This is a genomic window from Flavobacterium sp. FG68, assembly GCF_057808895.1.
Map to the genome: position 1 here is coordinate 55,100 of NZ_JBMDIY010000018.1, position 18,027 is coordinate 73,126.

Consider the following 18,027-nt stretch of genomic DNA (forward strand, 5'->3'; position numbering starts at 1 on the left):
ATTTATAAATTTTGTTAAAACTATAATTTTAATTCAGCATAAACAAACAAATCCTACATGCAGATACAGAATTCTCACAAAATATAAAAATTTATAGTTATAAAGGGCTAAAAAAAAGCCTTCTGAATCCAAAAGGCTGTTTCCTAATTCCAAAAAATCTAATTGCTACTAAACAATATTTAAAAACTAACTAACTATTTAAAAAAATTAATTGATGGCCTTATTTTGATGTTATTTTTTTTGACGGAGCATTTGAAATCTTTAATAAATAGGTTCCTTCTGGAAGATCATTTATTGTCATTGAATTATTTCCTACTACTTTTTGTCCTTGCGAATACACTTCAATATTTTTACCTCCCACATTTACATCTTTACTCACAATTATATTACTTGAAGTAGTTTTTGCTGTTTTAGATTTTACAGCGCCTTTTGTTTTAGGGGCTGCTGCAGCTTCTGCGACTACTATTAAAGGTTTAGAGCTGTTATAAGACTCCGAAACCTGTTCATCTGTCAAAGCAACATCATAGATCTTTAAATCGTCTACATCTGCATTTATACCAACTGATGTGTTTATTTCGCCTAATCTAAAAATAGTACCTTTTGTAGAGCGTTTTAAACCGTTTATGTATTTTAATAATTCTCCGTTGCGGTAAATTTTAGAAACCGTCCCGTCAAAGGTTACGGTATATTGATACCAAACTCCTTTTGCTAATGGAGTTGAGACAATTACATCATTTGCTGCACCCCAGCCCGCTAAACTTAAATCTGAATTAGAAGAAACTGTCGACTGCTGCAATAAACCAAAATACTGAGCATTGTAAGCTGAACCATAACCCCAGATATAATTTGCAGAAGCTATGTCATTAAATTTAACCCAAATACTAACAGTTCTGGCTTTATTACCTTGTGGCAGATCATCTACCACGGCTTCCAGCGCTTTATTGTTGAGTCTTTGAGCATTTCCGGCAATTCCTGATCTATCGGGTACAAACTCATCTGACCCCATGAAAGAAATTGTGTTAGATTCATTATTTAAAGTCCCATTGAAATTAAACTCCTGAATTGGATTTTGAGCAGTCGCATTCAAATAACTTACAAACATTACTGAGAGTAGAAATTTTTTCATAATAGCAGAATTTAGGGTTATAAATAAAGTGTGTCATTTATACACAGCTAAACTATACTATTATGTTTTTCGTCGAAAATTTTTTCGTTAACCTACCTAAATAATCGTTAAAATAACCAAAACTGATGATTTTGTCGACAAAATTAATTTTAATTATACTATTGAAGTAATTCTTAAAATTATAAATTAACCTCAATTTCAATTAAAATATCTTACGTATAAATACGGTTTTCTCAAACAAAATGAAATAATTAACATTTATAAAAATTTAAGCTTTTAAAATAATATGGATCTCTTTTATAGATTTTCTTAATCACTTAAAAGTCAGCATAAAAAAACTCCATTCGCAAAACGAATGGAGTTTAATATTTTTAGAAAAATAGTAATCTATTTTACGAATTCAATTTTTTGGGTTTCTTCTTCATTAACACTGTCAAAGAATCCTTGTTCGTTCATCCAGTCATCACTGAATACTTTACTCATATAACGTGAACCGTGATCAGGGAAGATTGCAATAATATTGCTGTCTTTTGTAAATTCACCTTCTTCTGCATATTGTTTAATCGCCTGCATTACTGCTCCAGATGTATATCCAACAAATAAACCTTCTTTACGAGTGATTTCTCTTGCAGAGTGAGCACTTTCTTCATCGGTAACCTTCATGAATTTATCGATGATATCAAAATCTGTTGCCGAAGGAATTAAGTTTTTACCTAAACCTTCTATACGATACGGGTAAATTTCTTTATTATCGAATTCTCTTGTTTCGTGGTATTTTTTCAATACTGATCCAAAAGCATCTACTCCTAAGATTCTAATATTCGGATTTTGCTCTTTTAAGAATTTTGCTGTTCCGGAAATTGTTCCTCCGGTTCCGCTGCAAGCAACAAGATGTGTGATTTGTCCTTTTGTTTGTTCCCAGATTTCGGGACCTGTAGTGTTGTAATGGGCATCAATATTTAATTGATTGAAATATTGATTAATATAAACTGAACCCTTTGTTTCTTCGTGTAATCGTTTTGCTACATTGTAGTACGATCTTTCATCATCTGCAGATACGTGAGCCGGACAAACATAAACTTTTGCGCCTAAGCTTCTCAGCATGTCAATTTTATCTTTGGATGATTTTGAACTCACGGCCAAAATACAATTGTAGCCTTTTATAATGCTTACCATGGCTAAACTAAAACCTGTATTCCCTGATGTAGTTTCAATTATGGTATCGCCGGGTGATAATATTCCTTTTCTTTCGGCTTCTTCAATAATATATAACGCTATTCTATCTTTTGAGGAATGACCTGGATTAAAAGCTTCTACCTTTGCGTAGAAATTTCCTTCTAACTCTTCGGTGATTTTATTTAGTTTAATAAGCGGGGTATTACCTATTAACTCTAAAACATTATTATAAGCGTTTATTTCTTCTTTCATAAAAAAATAGTTAATCGAAGGTGTTTTTTACGCACCTTGATAGGTTGCAAATTTAACAAAAAATTTCTAATTAGCTTTTAATTTTTTCTAAATCTAATAAAAAAGTAAATTCTTTTGCTAAGTCTTTTAAAGCCTCAAAACGTCCTGAAGCCCCGCCATGTCCCGCGTCCATATTAGTATCTAAAAACAATTGATTATTATTTGTCTTTAAAACCCTTAATTTAGCCACCCATTTCGCTGGCTCCCAATATTGTACCTGAGAATCATGCAATCCTGTCGACACATACATATTAGGATATTTTTGTGCTTTTACATTGTCATAAGGTGAATACGACAACATATAATCGTAATATTTTTTATTGTTTGGGTTTCCCCATTCGTCATATTCTCCTGTTGTAAGCGGAATGCTGTCGTCCAGCATTGTTGTAACAACATCTACAAAAGGTACCTGCGCTATAACTCCGTTATATAACTCTGGTGCTTCATTTACGATTACACCCATTAAAAGTCCTCCTGCAGATCCACCTTCAGCATAAAGATGTTCTGGTGACGTATATTTCTCGTCTATTACAAATTTAGAGCAATCGATGAAATCTGTAAAGGTATTTTTCTTTTTTAACAGTTTTCCGTCCTCATACCATTGTCTTCCCAAGTCTTCTCCTCCTCTAATGTGTGCAATTGCATAAACAAAACCGCGATCTAATAACGAAAGTCTTGTTGAAGAGAAATAAGTATCCATCGTAATTCCGTATGAACCGTACGCATACAGCAATAACGGGTTTTTACCATTTTTATTCAATCCCTTTTTATAAATCATCGAAATTGGCACTTTTACACCATCTCTTGCTGTTGCCCAAACGCGTTCTTCGACATAATTTTCTTTGTCAAATTTTCCGCCTAAAACCTGTTGTTCTTTTAGAATTTCTTTGGTTTTAGTTTTCATATTAAAATCAATTACAGATGACGGCGTAGCAAGCGATTGATAACTGTAACGCAGAATATCGGTATCAAAATCAATATTTGTTGTCGTAAAAGCATTGTAAGTTTCACTTCCAAAAGGCAGATAATAATCTGGTTCGTCGTTCCATGGCATAATCCTAATATGATTTAAACCATTCGAGCGTTCTTCTACAACTAAATAGTTTTTAAAGATCTCGATATCTTCTAACAAAACATCTTCTCTATGCGGAATTACATCCACCCAGTTTTTTTTGCCTGTTTTATTTTCAGGCGTTTTCATTAGCTTGAAATTCGTTGCTTTATCTTTATTTGTTAAGATATAAAATGAATCTTCATAATGAGAAATGCTGTATTCTAAACCACGAACACGAGGCTGAAACACTTCAAATTCCCCATCCGGATTATCTGAATTCAGTATCCTGTATTCTGTCGTTAAAGTACTTGATGAACCAATTACAATATATTTCCTTGATTTTTCCTTACTTACCGAAACATTAAAAGTATCATCTGTTTCATCATAAACTAAAACATCTTTTTTAGAATCAGTGTTTAATTTATGTCTAAAGATCTTATCAGATCTTAAAGTAACTTCGTCTTGTTTGGTATAGAAAATGGTTTTATTATCATTTGCCCAAACAGAAGCTCCCGTTGCATTTTCGATTTTATCTGATAAAATTTCTCCTGTTTCAAGATTCTTGATCTGGATGGTATAAATTCTTCTTCCCACGATATCAGTTCCAAAACTGGCAAATTTATTATCAGGGCTTATACTTAAACCCCCTAGTTTAAAATATGCGTGGCCTACAGCTAGTTCGTTACAGTTGAACAGAATTTCTTCTTCTGCCGAAAGGCTTCCTTTTTTTCGGGCAAAAATTGGATAATCTTTTCCTGTTTCAAAACGTGTAATATAAAAATATCCGTTATAGAAATAAGGAACTGATGAATCATCTTCTTTAATTCTGCCTTTCATTTCTTCATACAAAGATTCCTGAAAATCTTTAGTATGAGAGGTCATTTGCTGGTAATATTCGTTTTCTTTATTCAGGTAATCAATAACTTCCGGATTTTCTCTGTCATTCAGCCAAAAATAATTATCGATTCGGGTTTCTTTGTGTTTTTTTAATGTTTTTGGAACTTCCTTGGCTTTTGGAGCCTGTATATTTTCTTGCATTGATTGAGCATTTGTTTTTAAATACGAAGGAGCAAAAGTAGTACAAACACAACAGAACAAAATTAATTTTTTCATAAAATATTCCATTGATTTAATACAGCAATATACTAATTTTGTATGAAATAATTTAAAAATCAACAAAAAATGGATTTAATGGGAATGATGGGTAAACTTAAAGAAACCCAGCAAAAAATTGAAGATACTAAGAAACGCCTTGATACTGTTTTAATTGACGAACAAAGCGCCGACGGATTATTAAAAATTACAATTACTGCCAATAGAAAAATAAAATCAATCTCTGTTGATGATTCTCTTTTAGAAGATAAAGAGCAACTGGAAGATTATTTAATTGTAACACTAAACAAAGCTATCGAAAGAGCTACAAGTGTAAACGAAAGTGAACTTGACGCTGTCGCAAAAATGGATATGCCGATGATTCCGGGGATGGATAATTTGTTTAAATAAAAGTTGCTAAGTTGCTAAGATTCTAAGTTACTAAGCTTTTTAGGAACAAAAATTTAAAAAAAAGACGCACAAATGAACTGCCCCCAAAAAGTTAGACACTATTTGGGGGCATTTTTTAAGTAAAGTAAAAACTTAGAATCTTAGCAACTTAGCATCTAAATTTTTGAAAACATCTCCAAAACATACGTATGCATTACTTCTTTATAATCTAAATGGGTAACGATTCTTAGTTTGTTGTGTCCTAAGGAACTTATTAAAATATTTTTTTGTTTTAATTTTTCAATCAAAAGCTGGTCGCTGTAACCTTCGGCTAATGAAAAAATTAAAATATTTGTTTCTACGGGCTCTACAGATGCAATCCAGGATTTTGTGCTTAAAATTGCTCCTATTTCTTTGGCTCTGCGATGATCTTCTGCTAAACGTTCAATATTATTCGCCAATGCATATAATCCTGCTGCGGCTAAATAACCCACCTGACGCATTCCGCCGCCTAATATTTTTCTGATTCTTAGTGCTCGGTGAATATCTGCTTTGGTTCCCAATAAAACAGAACCAATTGGTGCGCCTAAACCTTTTGATAAACAAACGGAAATAGTGTCGAAAATAGCTCCAAATTCCTTCGGATTTTGTCTTTTGGCAACCAATGCATTCCAAATTCTCGCTCCGTCTAAATGGAATTTCAAATTATTAGCATCGCATACTTTTTTTATTTCTCTTAAATCTTCTAATTCATAACAAGCTCCGCCGCCTTTATTCGTCGTGTTTTCAACACAAACTAAACTCGTTAACGGACTATGATAAAATTCGGGATCATTAATTGCGGCTGCCACTTGTGCTGCATTTATCATTCCGCGGTCTCCATCTAACAAACAGCAGGAAACTCCGCTGTTAAAAGAAACTCCGCCGCCTTCATAATTATAAACGTGAGCATATTTATCGGCAATTAATTGTTCTCCGGGTTGAGTATGCAGTTTAATTGCGGTTTGATTCGCCATAGTTCCCGACGGAAAAAAAAGTCCAGCTTCCATACCAAAAAATTCGGCTATTCTTGTCTCTAATTCGATAACCGTAGGATCTTGTTTGTATACGTCGTCGCCAACCTGAGCGTTAAACATATACTGCAGCATCTCATAAGAAGGCTTGGTAATGGTATCGCTAATTAAATTTATTTCCATATAAAAACTATATCTATTTTGGACAGCAAAATTACGTATTACTGTTTGTTATTAATCCCAAGTTTTAATAAATTTTAACTTGTGAATTACTTAGAACCAAATTAACGTAATATTTATAAAAAACATATAAAACTAGCATTAATAATTTCAAAAATTGATCTCTCGTTTTCAAAAACAATTCTATCTCCTTAAAAGGCCTTTTAGAGTTTATCTTATTTTGTATCATAATTTAATGCTGTATTCTAAAAACTAAATCTTATTTTTGTATAACGAAATTACGCATTAGTTTTTTGAATAAACTAACGTAATATCTGCAAAAAACAAATAAAACTACTTATTAATTTATGACAACAGCCGAACAAGTAAAAGGTATTGTGGAGCGCCTTGGTGCGTTGAGGAGGTATCTTTGACGTTGATGCCAAGCTAATCGAAATTGCAAACGAAGAAGAAAAAACTTTTGCGCCTGATTTTTGGAATAATGCCAAAGAAGCAGAAAACATCGTAAAAAATCTTCGAAACAAGAAAAAATGGATTGAGGATTATGACAAAGCTGTAACGCTTACAGATGAACTGCAGCTTGCTTATGATTTTTATAAAGAAGGGGAACTTTCTGCAGATGAATTAGACGAACAATATGATACTACGCAAAGTCATATAGAAAACATCGAATTCAAAAACATGCTTTCTGACGAGGGCGACAGTTTAAGTGCTGTTGTGCAGATTACTGCCGGTGCCGGCGGAACTGAAAGCTGCGACTGGGCAGGAATGCTGATGCGTATGTACATGATGTGGGGCGAAAGTTATGGCTATAAAATAAAAGAACTTAACTTTCAGGAAGGTGAGGTTGCCGGAATAAAAACGGTAACTTTAGAATTCGAAGGGGATTATTCTTTTGGATATTTAAAAGGAGAAAATGGTGTTCACCGTTTGGTTAGAATCTCTCCTTTTGATAGTAATGCCAAACGTCATACTTCGTTTGTATCTGTTTATGTTTATCCGCTTGTTGATGATAGTATCGAAATTGACATTAATCCTGCCGATATCGAAATTACAACATCACGATCAAGTGGTGCCGGAGGACAAAATGTGAATAAGGTTGAAACGAAAGTTCAATTAGTTCACAAACCAACCGGAATCCAGATTCAATGTTCTGAAACAAGATCTCAGCAAGATAACAGACAGCGTGCCATGCAAATGCTTCGTTCTCAATTATATGAAATTGAGTTAAAGAAACAACAAGCGCAGCGTGCTGATATTGAAGCCGGAAAAATGAAAATCGAATGGGGTTCGCAGATTCGTAATTATGTAATGCAGCCTTATAAATTAGTAAAAGACGTTCGTACAGGTTATGAAACCAGCGATGTCGACGGCGTAATGAATGGTAATATCGACCCTTTCCTAAAAGCATTTTTAATGATGATGGGACAGAAGGAGGAAGAATAGAGTTTATAGTATTCAGTCACAGTTTTCAGTTTATTGCGACTGAATACTGTGACTGAATACTGCGACTGAAAACTTAAAAAATTAGTTATGATAAAATGGGCAGATGTAATTCATTTTACAAATAAAGGAAATCCGGCTTCGGAAAAAAGAGTCGAGAAAACGGAAGAAGAATGGAAACAACTTTTAACTCCGGAAGAATATCAGGTAACGCGTTTAAAAGGAACTGAAAGATCTTTCAGCTCTGAATTATGTAGTTTATTTGATCCTGGAATTTACGAGTGTAAATGCTGCGGAACGGTTCTTTTTGATGCAAGCGAAAAATTTGAGTCAGGAACGGGCTGGCCATCTTTTACACAGCCAATTAAAGAAAATGCGATTGGTTATCATGCTGATAAATCATACGGAATGATTCGTGTTGAAGTTGTCTGTAATGTGTGCGATGCGCATTTAGGACACGTTTTTCCAGACGGACCAGAACCAAGCGGTTTACGATATTGCATTAACGCAGTTTCACTCTCGAAAATTAAAGAATAAATTAAAAAAGCGATTCCTTTTAAAGTGAATCGCTTTTTTTTAATACCCACAAAGAGAAACAATTAACAAAAGAAATGTAGGCTGCTACTTACCAATTAAATAATTTATTTTTTATTGAAAAAAACTAAGATTATTCACCCAAAAATTGAACAGCGACAAACCCCGACATTAAAAAACTTGCAAAAAATTAATAGTTAAAATGTTAATTTTGTAATATTTAGACTTCTATTTTAAATAATTATTAAGAAACATAAAAATTTTATTAGGTAATTAAAATCTATTTTATTTTATTTGACGAAAATTAACCCTAAGTCGAATAAAATTTGTCAATGAGATCCTATTCAATTCAAGAAATTAATGAAGTAATTAATGGTGTAATTTACGGCACTACTTCACAGAGCGTTACCGCAACAGAGCAATTAGAAAAAGCTACAACTTCAGAAATTTCTTTTATAGGAAATAAAAAATATGAAAAGTACTGGTCGACCTCAAATGCTTCAATTGCTGTCGTAAACGAAGACATTTCTATTGAACCTGGAGAAAATCGCGCTTTTATTAAAGTGAAAAATGCAGATTTAGCCATGTCGCAAATTCTTGCCCTTTTTGCTCCGCCTACTCCAATTTTTCATAATAACATCCATAAAACAGCTACTATAGACGAAACAGCAATTATTGGCGAAGGTGCTAAAATTGGTGCTGGCTGTTATATTGGACCAAAAGTTGAAATTGGTGCCAATGCGGTAATTTACCCAAATGTTACTATTCTGGATGAATGTACTATTGGAAAAAACACTATTATTTGGTCTGGAACAGTTGTTCGTGAGCGTTGTCATATTGGGAGCGATTGTATTATTCACCCAAATGCTACAATTGGTGCTGATGGTTTTGGATTTCGTCCTTGTTCTGAAAAAGGCTTGGTGAAAATACCGCAAATTGGAAATGTAATCATCGGGAACGGTGTTGAAATTGGAGCCAATTCTTGCGTGGATCGTGGAAAATTCAGTTCAACAATTCTTGGAGACGGCTGTAAAATTGATAATTTAGTTCAAATTGGACATAACAGTAAATTAGGCCGATTCTGTATTATGGCTGGAAACAGTGGTTTAGCAGGTTCTGTAACTTTAGGAAATGGTGTTATTATTGGCGGAAGCGCTTCTATAAAAGACCATACCACTATTGGAGATGGAGCTGTAATTGGTGCCGGATCTGGTGTTACCGGAGACGTTCCTGCAGGAAAAACAATGTTAGGTTATCCGGCTGTTGAAGCTCGTGATGCTTTAAAACAATGGGCAATGCTAAAACGAATGGTTTGCGCTCCTAAAAAATAATCTGCAATTCTAAATATTTTTAAACACATAGAAACATAGATTTATATCGTTTCCGTTTGTTAAAGATTAAAATAAATGACACATCATTTACACATAGACTATGTTTGTTAATGCAAATGAAATGCCTTTTACAGAAACAAAACCTATGTTTCTATGTGTTTAAATTAATTACACGCAATCGTTTATATAAAAAAACATCCGCTGCAACGGATGTTTTTTGTTTTTATAAAGCTTCACATTCAAAGCCAATCACTTTCATTAAAAAAATTACCTTTTCGATAATATCATCTTTACATTCAAATCTTAGAATATTATCGCAGTCTTCGAGATCAAAATTCCACTTACAATTTGGAAATAACTGATTCAGTTTTGGTGTAACCTTCTCCACTTTCGAAATATTATCAACATTTGTTTTGAATACAAAAATCATAACTAATGGTTTTGAATTTTACTTAGAATTTTAGAATCAATGTAAAAAGTTCCAAACGGAATCACGCAGGCCAAAAGTACTTTCCATGTTGTGTCTTTAAATTTCCAGTTCTGCTCTACTCCTACGCTTAATGTATTAAAAACAAAAAGCAGAAATAAAGCACCATGAACTGTTCCAACTGGTCTCGTTAAAAATGGCATTTCAAAAATATATTTCATTGGCATAGCTATAAAAAGCAAAATCAAAAGTGAAGTTCCTTCCAGAAACCCAATAATTCGTAGTCTTCCGGTATTTGTAAGCAGTAAATTTTTCATAATCATCTAAAATAAGGGCGGTTTGCAAGAGGTGAAAATGGCCACGGAATGGCAATAAAAATAATTAGTAAGGCGACAGAAAACCATAAAAGCATCGTTCTGAATTTTTGATCATCAGCAAGTTTTCTTTTGGCTAAAGCCGAACCAATTGTAATAAAAACTATTGCTATTAACATTAAAGCAATGTGAATAATTCCGAAGAAAGAAGCATCCAGATTTTGAACCGCTTCTTTAAAGTTTTTCCAGAAATATTTCACAATCGGGCTTTGCACATATACCAATATTCCGAATATAAGCTGAATATGAGCAATTGTAGCCGTCCAATGTCGGATGAGGTTATCTTTCTTATTGAAAGGAAGTTTTCGAGAATAACCTTTGTAAGCTGTATAAATAGAATATAACAAGCTTACCAATACGAGCCATCTTATAAAAGAATGGCATACTAAAAGAGATTGATACATTGTTTTTTGATTAAGACAATGCAAATATATTTAAAAACATACTAAGTAGTATGTTTTTAAATATATTTTTATTTCAAACCATTCAAATAGCTTTTAAGCTCCTTTAAATAAACAAGATAAGACGAATTATCATTTTGAAGTTTTCCAAAATTTCGTATTCCCCAATAACCGGAAAGGATAAAAAAAGCGACTTGTTCACCCACTACATCTTTGCGAATCAAACCCGATTCTTTCCCTTTTTCTATTGAATTTATAATTTTCTTTTTCCATAAATCGACCAATTCGGCCAAAGCTTCACTAAACCTATTATTCCACGGTGTCATTTCCTGTGTAAGATTTCCAACCGGACAGCCATATTTCACCTGCAAAAAAGGATCTTCGAGTAATAAATACGAAATCATATTATAAAAATCCTCAACTGGATTTTGAGAAGCTTCAGTTGGTTTTATAAAATTTTCCTGCATAGTCGGTTTTAGAATTTCTTCTATAATCGCAATTCCCATTTCATCTTTAGTTTTAAAATGGTAATAAAAAGCGCCTTTTGTAACTTGAGTTGTTGCAATAATTTCATCAATACTTGTGGTTTGATAACCTTTGGTATAGATTAATTCAAATGCTTTATGGAGAATCGTAAGTCGGGTATTTGCAGCTTTAGACATAAAAAAATACTAGTTAGTATGAAAAAGCAAATTAAAGAAAAATAATTGGTGTAATTAGTTTTAACACATAGAAACATAGATTTAGCAAGCTTAAAAAGGCGTTTCACTTGTTTAAACAAACATAGTATCAGATATGTGTTAGAAACTAGTTTCTTTTTTATTCTCTTCTTTAAACTATAAATCCTATGCTCTATGTGTTTAAATAAAAAAACAGGATAACATAAACTTTTTCTTAATTCACAAAGCAATCGGTTTATTTCAATGGATTTTGTAAATTAGCCAACACTATTTTGTAAAATCAATATTATATCATGGATTTAAACTTCAATAAAAACGAAGATCACAATAAACTATTACTTTCAGAACTAAAACAAAAATTTGCCAAAGTAAAACTAGGCGGCGGCGAAAAACGAATCGAAAAACTACATGCCGAAGGAAAGATGACGGCTCGTGAGCGTATCGCTTATTTATTAGATGAAAATTCAGAAAATATTGAAATTGGCGGTTTTGCCGGAGAAGGAATGTACGCTGAACATGGCGGATGCCCTTCCGGCGGAGTTGTTATTAAAATAGGATATATAAGAGGGAAACAATGTATTGTCGTTGCTAATGATGCTACCGTAAAAGCTGGTGCATGGTTTCCTATTACAGGTAAAAAAAACCTGCGTGCACAGGAAATTGCAATGGAAAACAGACTTCCTATTATTTATTTAGTAGACAGCGCCGGAGTTTATCTGCCAATGCAGGATGAAATTTTTCCTGACAAAGAACATTTCGGACGCATCTTTAGAAATAACGCTCAAATGAGCAGTATGGGAATAACGCAAATCGCTGCTGTTATGGGAAGCTGTGTTGCCGGAGGTGCTTATCTGCCAATTATGAGCGATGAAGCTTTAATTGTAGACAAAACAGGCAGTATTTTCCTTGCTGGAAGTTATTTGGTTAAAGCTGCTATTGGCGAAACGATTGATAATGAAACTTTAGGCGGCGCAACAACACATTGCGAAATTTCTGGAGTGACTGATTATAAAGCTAAAGATGATAAAGACGCTTTAGATAAAATCAAAAATATAGTCGATAAAATTGGCGATTTTGATAAAGCGGGATACAGCCGAATCAAAGCTGAAAAACCTGCTTTAGAACCAAAAGACATTTACGGAATTTTACCAAAAGCGAGAAACGAACAATACGATATGATGGAAATCATCAATCGTTTGGTCGATAATTCAGAATTTGAAGCTTATAAAGATGGTTACGGTCAATCGTTAATTACGGGTTATGCCCGAATTGACGGCTGGGCAGTTGGTATTGTAGCCAATCAGCGTAAAGTCGTAAAAACCAAAAAAGGCGAAATGCAGTTTGGCGGTGTAATTTATTCTGATAGTGCCGATAAAGCAACTCGTTTTATTGCTAACTGTAATCAAAAGAAAATTCCGTTGGTATTTTTACAAGACGTTACCGGATTTATGGTAGGTTCAAAATCAGAACATGGCGGAATTATTAAAGATGGTGCCAAAATGGTAAATGCCGTAAGTAATTCGGTTGTACCAAAATTTACTGTAATTGTAGGGAATTCTTATGGAGCAGGAAACTATGCTATGTGCGGAAAAGCGTATGACCCAAGATTAATATTTGCCTGGCCAAGTGCAGAACTTGCCGTTATGGGCGGAACACAGGCTGCTAAAGTTTTAGCACAAATCGAAGCTTCTTCGCTTAAAGCAAAAGGAGAAGTTGTTGACGAAGCTAAAGAAACAGAACTTTTCAACAAAATAAAAGCACGTTACGACGAGCAGACTTCGCCTTATTATGCCGCATCAAGATTATGGACAGATGCAATTATCGATCCGCTGGATACCCGCAAATGGATCTCAATGGGAATCGAAGCTGCCAACCACGCTCCTATTCAAAAACCATTTAATCTGGGCGTAATTCAGGTTTAATATTCCACAATTATAGATAACGTGTTAAATAAATAGTAAAAAACTTATTTTCAGATACTTAAATTAAACATATCATTAAAAATTAGTAACTTTATATATAATTTTTAATCACGTAGTATCATGGAAAATGTCAAAAGCTTAAATAAGTGGGCAAATGCCCATACTTATTTACCAGTAGATTTAGTACGTATAATATTGGGTGTTTTTTTATTTATGAAAGGCATTTCTTTTGTAACAAACGTTCAGTATTTACATGATTTAATATCTCCAATTGATCGGTTCGGAGGCGGAATGTTTCTTCTGCATTATATCGCGCCGGCACACATGATTGGAGGCATAATGATTGTTTTTGGGCTACTTACCCGCTGGGCAATTGCAGCTCAATTACCAATACTATTTGGAGCCGTTCTCGTAAACTTTATGGGACACATGCATTCTGAAAGCTTAGCTTTAGCAATAGTAGTTCTTTTACTTTGCATCTTCTTCTTATTCTACGGAGGAGGAAAACATTCAGCCGATTATTATTTTAAAATGCAGCAATAAAAATATTTTATCCTCAACTTTTAAAAGTTGAGGATAAAATATTAAAGTCATTTTTAAGAAGTAATTAGCACTTAAAATTTTATTTATTGTGTTTTATGAACTAAATTCGCCACCATGAATTGGATTCGTAAAACCATACTTTTTGTATCACTTTTGATCATAGGACTTTTTGCCGCTCAGGCAAACGAACTTCCTGTGCAAAAAGCGGAAACCCAAAAAACGGATACCAATTTCTCTAAAGAAACCGCAGATTCATCAGCATTTATTCAGCCTCAGGGAAGCTATCACTTTTTGGCAAATATTAAGACAGATCATCTCGCGTCAATTAAATGGTTTGATTCGTTACTTATAGTTGTTCCACAGCATAAAGTAATAAAATCAGCCTTTAACTTTACAAACCCATTTCCTGCACAGAGCAAAAAAATCTCATTAATGCTCTACGCCTTCCATTTTTTTTGGTAATTAAACTTTGAAATTTTAATCCGGAGAAGCAATTCTTCATCAGCAATTAAACCGTTTCTATCCCGAAACTGTTTACCATTTCATATTATTTACCAAATTTTAAAAAAAGAAACATGGAAACAAGTGTAACCATAATTGGTATTGTGATTGCGGTCATAGTAGCCATTCCCATATATTTTTCAGCACGATCGAGCAAAGCAAACAAAACAAAAATTTTAGACATCAAGAAGAAATTCAATCCAAACAATCCTCAGGAATTTGATTTGACTGAATCTCAAAGCAATAAAACGTTAACGATCGATCAAAAAAACAGAAAGTTTATTTTGATGAACTTCAATCCAAATCAACAAGAATCAACTTATGTCGATTTGAAAAGTGTTTCATCTTGCAAATTAGTTTTAACTACAGAAGGAAACTCAGATACAATTGTAAAAATTGATTATGAATTTCAGGATAGAGAAACTTCTAAAAAAATTACAATTTCATTCTATGATTTTGATGATGACTGCATCAAACAAATAAGCGCCTATCAGGATCATATGTTTGCGAAAAAATGGCTTAAAATCATTCAGGATTCTATTTAGTGTTAGTTATTTAATTCAGTAGAAAGAGGCTCTTTATGAGTCTCTTTTTTTTGTCTCATACATGATATTTGTCATTTTATGTCTGTGGTTCAAACAGTAATTTTGATATAAACTAAATCCGTCTTTATGAAAATTTCATTGACCCAGAAATACAATGTACCTGGCCCAAGATACACGAGTTATCCTACGGTTCCTTATTGGAATGAAACCGCTTTCACAGTTGAGGAATGGAAAACATCTTTTCAAAAAGCATTTGCCGAAAGCAATTCAAAAAATGGAATTAGTCTATATATTCATCTTCCTTTTTGCGAAAGTATGTGCACCTTTTGCGGATGCAACAAACGAATTACTAAAAATCATTCTGTCGAAGAAAAATACATTCAGGCTCTTTTAAAAGAATGGAGTTTGTATTGTAAACAACTGCCCGAAAAACCTTTTATTAAAGAAATACATTTAGGCGGAGGAACGCCTACTTTTTTTTCAACCAATAATTTAGAACATCTTATCAATGGTATTTTCAGCTTCGCAAATAAAGCTGAAAATCATGAATTTAGTTTTGAAGGACATCCTAATAATACAACTTACGAGCAACTCAAAAAATTATATGATTTGGGCTTTCGCCGAGTGAGTTTTGGTGTTCAGGATTATTCAGAAAAAGTACAGAAAGCCATTAATCGAATTCAGCCTTTTCATAATGTTGCCAAAGTTACTTTTTGGGCAAAAGAAATTGGTTATAAATCTATCGGGCACGATATTATATTCGGACTTCCTTTTCAAACGTTAGATGATGTTGTTGATACGGTTGAGAAAACAAATTCCTTAAAACCAGATAGACTGGCATTTTACAGCTATGCTCATGTTCCGTGGATTAAAGGAAATGGACAACGCGGATTCAACGATGAAAATCTTCCAAAAGATGCTGAAAAACGACAGCTTTATGAAATTGGCAAACAATTGCTTTCAACCAATGGTTATAATGAAATTGGAATGGATCATTTTGCTTTATCTTCAGACAGTTTATTTCATGCTGCGCACAACAAAAAAATGCATCGAAATTTTATGGGTTATAGTGCTTCAAAAACACAACTTATGATTGGTTTAGGTGTTTCTTCAATCAGCGACAGCTGGTATGGTTTTGCACAAAACACTAAAAATCTGGAAGATTATTATCAGTTATTAGAATGGGATCAGCTTCCGGTTGTAAAAGGTCACATTTTAACCGATGAAGACCTTATCATTAGAAAACATATTCTAAATTTAACCTGCGATCTTGAAACTTCCTGGAGTGACGATTCTTTATATTTTAAAGAATTGCCACAAGTTTTAACGGCTTTAAAAGAAATAGAAAACGATCAATTAATTGTAATTGAAGAAAACAGAATCAAAATTACTGAAGCGGGAAGACCATTTGTCCGCAACATTTGTATGGCTTTTGATTTACATTTAAAAAGAAAATCACCGGAAACGAACTTGTTTTCGATGACCGTTTAATGACAATTAGGAGTTCCCTGAACAAACAAACTCATATTTGAAGGAGATAAATAGGGAATTCCTAAACCTAAACCTCTTAGAATAAATAATACTCCAATTATAACGGCAACATAAGGAATTGCTTTTTGAATTTTATTTCGAAATGGTAATTTTAATAATGAGTTGACGTACACTACAACGGTCATTAGCGGAATTGTTCCTAATCCGTATAAAAACATATATAAAACTCCAAAGCCGGCACTCTGCATGGCAATTGCTCCAAATAAGGCCACATACACCATTCCGCATGGCAGGAATCCGTTTAACAAACCAATTGTAAAAAGTGATTTGTAGCTTTTCTTTTTAAACTGACTTCCTAAGCTTGATTTTATATTGGAAATTACTTTGTAAACAGGTTTTGAGAAATTGTATTTAGCGAATACTTTTTCAGGTATCAGAGCAATTAAAATCATTGCAATACCAATAAAAACAGACATTTTTTGCTGCATTCCTGCTAAGAAAAAACCTCTTCCCAGTAATCCGAAGATTAAACCAATTGTTGAATAAGCGGTTAATCTTCCTAAATGATACGTTATAATCTGTGTTACTTTTTTAGCTTCATTCCGATGATCAACTGGAAGCATCATAGCAATTGGTCCGCACATGCCAACACAATGCAGACTGCTGATAAGACCTAATACCAAAGCTGAAAATAACATTTTTTATTTATTTTTTGTTGTCAAATTTTCGGTTATCATGTGTCCCTACGGGACACTTTTTTATGAAATTTTATATTTTTTCTACCAATCAGTTGTTCCTAACGGAACATATCTCGTAAAAATTTTATATATGTAAAATACTGTAGTCCCTACGGGACATTTACATCATTAATATGTTTTTTTCTACCTATATGTTGCTCCTAACGGAGCAGATCTTATTTAAATTAGCGATATTTTCCTTTGACAGCATATTATTCAAACATATCTCGTAGAGATAAAATATCGGTAAAAAAGAAATACTCTAGTATTCTATTGTCCCGTAGGGACTATACTTTTCACACAAAAAAAGACTAAATCAGTTTACGTAAATAACTTCTTTTGTCAGGTATTTTTTACCTTCATACTGCCATTCCATATTAACATCCCAACGACCTTTGATTAGTTTTTTATGCGGAATTAATAATGAAGAATTCGTCAAAGCGATTTCAGTATTAAAATCGAATTTCTTGTTTGAAGGTCGGTATAACAAAATATTTCCTTTTATTTTATCACTTTCAAAAGTGGCAGGAAAAGTAACTTTTACACCATCTTCTTGAAACTTTACTGAAGGTTTATGCTGTAAATCATGCGCATTTTGAATTCTGGCCATTTCTTCCTGAAAATGCGTGTCGTGTTTGTAATATTCTTCTACAACCAAGTCGTTATCGTATTTACTGTTCGATTGTACTTCAAAAACAAAGTATAATATAAACGTCATAAACAAAGCAAATGCAATGACAATTCCGGTTCCCCAATTAATTTTCATAATAGTGTAT

At 33.3% G+C, this 18,027-nt stretch carries 19 protein-coding genes; 9 read left to right on the plus strand and 10 right to left on the minus strand.

Annotation, left to right across the window (positions count from 1 at the left end):
• Positions 1-220: 220 nt before the first annotated feature.
• The 3 genes from ACODSB_RS12990 to ACODSB_RS13000 all read right to left on the minus strand — a co-directional run bounded on the left by ACODSB_RS12990 (position 221) and on the right by ACODSB_RS13000 (position 4,760).
• Positions 221-1,126 carry a LamG domain-containing protein gene (locus tag ACODSB_RS12990; protein ID WP_488937360.1) on the minus strand — a complete coding sequence of 302 codons (906 nt, stop codon included), beginning with the start codon at positions 1,124-1,126 and terminating at the stop codon, positions 221-223.
• Between the two features lie 387 nt (positions 1,127-1,513).
• Positions 1,514-2,554, minus strand: a complete 1,041-nt coding sequence (gene capA / locus ACODSB_RS12995; RefSeq protein ID WP_053473587.1) for a cysteate synthase — start codon at positions 2,552-2,554, stop codon at positions 1,514-1,516.
• 70 nt (positions 2,555-2,624) lie between these two features.
• Positions 2,625-4,760 carry a S9 family peptidase gene (locus ACODSB_RS13000; RefSeq protein ID WP_488937361.1) on the minus strand — a complete coding sequence of 712 codons (2,136 nt, stop codon included), beginning with the start codon at positions 4,758-4,760 and terminating at the stop codon, positions 2,625-2,627.
• Positions 4,761-4,829: 69 nt separating this feature from the next.
• Here ACODSB_RS13000 and ACODSB_RS13005 point away from each other — a divergent pair, with 69 nt between their 5' ends.
• A complete protein-coding gene (locus ACODSB_RS13005) occupies positions 4,830-5,150 on the plus strand; it encodes a YbaB/EbfC family nucleoid-associated protein (protein WP_053473588.1) in 321 nt (106 codons plus the stop codon).
• Positions 5,151-5,305: 155 nt separating this feature from the next.
• On the opposite strand, the gene ACODSB_RS13010 is transcribed toward ACODSB_RS13005, so the two are convergent.
• Positions 5,306-6,325: a threonine aldolase family protein gene (locus tag ACODSB_RS13010; protein WP_291153145.1), complete on the minus strand. Its 1,020-nt coding sequence runs from the start codon at positions 6,323-6,325 to the stop codon at positions 5,306-5,308.
• A gap of 344 nt (positions 6,326-6,669) precedes the next feature.
• Here ACODSB_RS13010 and prfB point away from each other — a divergent pair.
• The 3 genes from prfB (at position 6,670) to lpxD (ending at position 9,630) form a co-directional block, all read left to right on the plus strand.
• Positions 6,670-7,768 (plus strand): peptide chain release factor 2 gene (gene prfB / locus ACODSB_RS13015; protein WP_108422250.1). Its coding sequence is split into 2 segments (ribosomal slippage): positions 6,670-6,732 and positions 6,734-7,768, totalling 1,098 coding nucleotides; the frame shifts between segments, so codons are not numbered across the junction.
• An 87-nt stretch (positions 7,769-7,855) separates the two neighbouring features.
• Complete coding sequence (gene msrB, locus ACODSB_RS13020; protein ID WP_488937362.1) at positions 7,856-8,302, plus strand: peptide-methionine (R)-S-oxide reductase MsrB; 447 nt, start codon at positions 7,856-7,858, stop codon at positions 8,300-8,302.
• Between the two features lie 329 nt (positions 8,303-8,631).
• A complete protein-coding gene (gene lpxD, locus ACODSB_RS13025) occupies positions 8,632-9,630 on the plus strand; it encodes a UDP-3-O-(3-hydroxymyristoyl)glucosamine N-acyltransferase (protein WP_053473592.1) in 999 nt (332 codons plus the stop codon).
• Between the two features lie 223 nt (positions 9,631-9,853).
• On the opposite strand, the gene ACODSB_RS13030 is transcribed toward lpxD, so the two are convergent.
• The 4 genes from ACODSB_RS13030 to ACODSB_RS13045 all read right to left on the minus strand — a co-directional run bounded on the left by ACODSB_RS13030 (position 9,854) and on the right by ACODSB_RS13045 (position 11,494).
• On the minus strand, positions 9,854-10,060 hold the full coding sequence (locus ACODSB_RS13030; RefSeq protein ID WP_488937363.1) for a hypothetical protein: 207 nt from the start codon (positions 10,058-10,060) through the stop codon (positions 9,854-9,856).
• 2 nt (positions 10,061-10,062) lie between these two features.
• Positions 10,063-10,374 (minus strand): DUF3817 domain-containing protein, encoded by a 312-nt coding sequence (locus ACODSB_RS13035; protein WP_488937364.1) that lies wholly within the window; start codon positions 10,372-10,374, stop codon positions 10,063-10,065.
• Between the two features lie 2 nt (positions 10,375-10,376).
• On the minus strand, positions 10,377-10,835 hold the full coding sequence (locus tag ACODSB_RS13040) for a hypothetical protein (RefSeq protein WP_488937365.1): 459 nt from the start codon (positions 10,833-10,835) through the stop codon (positions 10,377-10,379).
• A gap of 68 nt (positions 10,836-10,903) precedes the next feature.
• On the minus strand, positions 10,904-11,494 hold the full coding sequence (locus ACODSB_RS13045; protein ID WP_488937366.1) for a TetR/AcrR family transcriptional regulator: 591 nt from the start codon (positions 11,492-11,494) through the stop codon (positions 10,904-10,906).
• Between the two features lie 311 nt (positions 11,495-11,805).
• Here ACODSB_RS13045 and ACODSB_RS13050 point away from each other — a divergent pair, with 311 nt between their 5' ends.
• The 5 genes from ACODSB_RS13050 to hemN all read left to right on the plus strand — a co-directional run bounded on the left by ACODSB_RS13050 (position 11,806) and on the right by hemN (position 16,514).
• Positions 11,806-13,434, plus strand: a complete 1,629-nt coding sequence (locus tag ACODSB_RS13050) for an acyl-CoA carboxylase subunit beta (protein ID WP_053473597.1) — start codon at positions 11,806-11,808, stop codon at positions 13,432-13,434.
• A 120-nt stretch (positions 13,435-13,554) separates the two neighbouring features.
• Entirely contained in the window at positions 13,555-13,977 is a 423-nt protein-coding gene (locus tag ACODSB_RS13055; RefSeq protein WP_073413919.1) for a DoxX family protein, read from the plus strand.
• 114 nt (positions 13,978-14,091) lie between these two features.
• Positions 14,092-14,439 (plus strand): hypothetical protein, encoded by a 348-nt coding sequence (locus ACODSB_RS13060; RefSeq protein WP_488937367.1) that lies wholly within the window; start codon positions 14,092-14,094, stop codon positions 14,437-14,439.
• Between the two features lie 113 nt (positions 14,440-14,552).
• Entirely contained in the window at positions 14,553-15,023 is a 471-nt protein-coding gene (locus ACODSB_RS13065; protein ID WP_488937368.1) for a hypothetical protein, read from the plus strand.
• Between the two features lie 126 nt (positions 15,024-15,149).
• Positions 15,150-16,514 (plus strand): oxygen-independent coproporphyrinogen III oxidase, encoded by a 1,365-nt coding sequence (hemN, locus tag ACODSB_RS13070; RefSeq protein ID WP_488937369.1) that lies wholly within the window; start codon positions 15,150-15,152, stop codon positions 16,512-16,514.
• On the opposite strand, the gene ACODSB_RS13075 is transcribed toward hemN, so the two are convergent.
• Positions 16,511-17,212: a sulfite exporter TauE/SafE family protein gene (locus ACODSB_RS13075; RefSeq protein WP_488937370.1), complete on the minus strand. Its 702-nt coding sequence runs from the start codon at positions 17,210-17,212 to the stop codon at positions 16,511-16,513. The two genes, hemN and ACODSB_RS13075, sit on opposite strands and share 4 nt — an antisense overlap.
• Before the next feature lie 355 nt (positions 17,213-17,567).
• Positions 17,568-18,017: a FixH family protein gene (locus tag ACODSB_RS13080; protein ID WP_488937371.1), complete on the minus strand. Its 450-nt coding sequence runs from the start codon at positions 18,015-18,017 to the stop codon at positions 17,568-17,570.
• Positions 18,018-18,027: the final 10 nt, after the last annotated feature.

Excerpts from the sequence above, each read along its gene's own strand:
- capA (WP_053473587.1), bottom strand. The coding sequence starts at position 2,554 with ATGAAAGAAGAAATAAACGCTTATAATAATGTTTTAGAGTTAATAGGT.
- ACODSB_RS13010 (WP_291153145.1), bottom strand. The coding sequence starts at position 6,325 with ATGGAAATAAATTTAATTAGCGATACCATTACCAAGCCTTCTTATGAG.
- ACODSB_RS12990 (WP_488937360.1), bottom strand. The coding sequence starts at position 1,126 with ATGAAAAAATTTCTACTCTCAGTAATGTTTGTAAGTTATTTGAATGCG.
- ACODSB_RS13065 (WP_488937368.1), top strand. The coding sequence starts at position 14,553 with ATGGAAACAAGTGTAACCATAATTGGTATTGTGATTGCGGTCATAGTA.
- ACODSB_RS13045 (WP_488937366.1), bottom strand. The coding sequence starts at position 11,494 with ATGTCTAAAGCTGCAAATACCCGACTTACGATTCTCCATAAAGCATTT.
- hemN (WP_488937369.1), top strand. The coding sequence starts at position 15,150 with ATGAAAATTTCATTGACCCAGAAATACAATGTACCTGGCCCAAGATAC.
- ACODSB_RS13000 (WP_488937361.1), bottom strand. The coding sequence starts at position 4,760 with ATGAAAAAATTAATTTTGTTCTGTTGTGTTTGTACTACTTTTGCTCCT.
- ACODSB_RS13080 (WP_488937371.1), bottom strand. The coding sequence starts at position 18,017 with ATGAAAATTAATTGGGGAACCGGAATTGTCATTGCATTTGCTTTGTTT.
- ACODSB_RS13040 (WP_488937365.1), bottom strand. The coding sequence starts at position 10,835 with ATGTATCAATCTCTTTTAGTATGCCATTCTTTTATAAGATGGCTCGTA.
- ACODSB_RS13005 (WP_053473588.1), top strand. The coding sequence starts at position 4,830 with ATGGATTTAATGGGAATGATGGGTAAACTTAAAGAAACCCAGCAAAAA.
- ACODSB_RS13035 (WP_488937364.1), bottom strand. The coding sequence starts at position 10,374 with ATGAAAAATTTACTGCTTACAAATACCGGAAGACTACGAATTATTGGG.
- ACODSB_RS13060 (WP_488937367.1), top strand. The coding sequence starts at position 14,092 with ATGAATTGGATTCGTAAAACCATACTTTTTGTATCACTTTTGATCATA.
- lpxD (WP_053473592.1), top strand. The coding sequence starts at position 8,632 with ATGAGATCCTATTCAATTCAAGAAATTAATGAAGTAATTAATGGTGTA.
- ACODSB_RS13030 (WP_488937363.1), bottom strand. The coding sequence starts at position 10,060 with ATGATTTTTGTATTCAAAACAAATGTTGATAATATTTCGAAAGTGGAG.
- ACODSB_RS13075 (WP_488937370.1), bottom strand. The coding sequence starts at position 17,212 with ATGTTATTTTCAGCTTTGGTATTAGGTCTTATCAGCAGTCTGCATTGT.
- msrB (WP_488937362.1), top strand. The coding sequence starts at position 7,856 with ATGATAAAATGGGCAGATGTAATTCATTTTACAAATAAAGGAAATCCG.
- ACODSB_RS13050 (WP_053473597.1), top strand. The coding sequence starts at position 11,806 with ATGGATTTAAACTTCAATAAAAACGAAGATCACAATAAACTATTACTT.
- ACODSB_RS13055 (WP_073413919.1), top strand. The coding sequence starts at position 13,555 with ATGGAAAATGTCAAAAGCTTAAATAAGTGGGCAAATGCCCATACTTAT.